Annotated in this window: 1 protein-coding gene; it reads right to left on the bottom strand. The window is 70.3% G+C overall.

Translation table 11 applies throughout. The annotated features are described in order from the left end of the window. Positions 1–23: 23 nt before the first annotated feature. A complete protein-coding gene (locus FOE67_RS27945) occupies positions 24–257 on the bottom strand; it encodes a DUF397 domain-containing protein (RefSeq protein ID WP_182667581.1) in 234 nt (77 codons plus the stop codon). Positions 258–566 lie beyond the last annotated feature (309 nt).

Raw genomic sequence — 566 nt, 5'->3', positions numbered from 1 at the left:
CGCCCCGGGGGTGGGGCGGGGTGTCAGGAGACGAGGTGGTCGAACTCCCCGTCCTTCACTCCGCGCAGCAGGGCCTCGACCTCGGCCCGGGTGTAGACGAGGGCGGGGCCCTCGGGGAACCGGGAGTTACGCAGCGCAACATCTCCGCTCGGTAGAAGGGCGAACTCGGCACAGTTGCCCTGTCCGTTGCTGTAGCTGCTCTTGATCCAGGCCACGTCCCGCAGGTGTGCGGCGGCCTCGTGGTGCGCCTCGGTCACAGGCTTCTCCCCGGTCGTTACGAGAGCGGTACCCGAGCCCCGGACGGGTGTGGGACTCAACTCGCGGGGATCATAACCCTGTTCATATGCATATGCACGGACGGATGCACGTGCACACCCGTGGGTCGTCGGTCGGTCACCCCGGGTGGGAACGGCACGAAACGCTCCGCTTCGCCCGATCCTCCTCCCCGGGAGCGGAGGGAGGGCCTCCACCCCCTCTCGGGAGCGGGCCGGGGCACCGCCGGCGATCTTACCCAGAGTGACGTTCGTCCGGCCTCCCGGGGGTGGGACACGCGGGGGGGCCGGCCC

Source organism: Streptomyces calidiresistens (genome assembly GCF_014141525.1).
In the GTDB taxonomy this organism is placed as follows: domain Bacteria; phylum Actinomycetota; class Actinomycetes; order Streptomycetales; family Streptomycetaceae; genus Streptomyces; species Streptomyces calidiresistens.
This window is presented reverse-complemented; position numbering and strand designations above follow the sequence as displayed.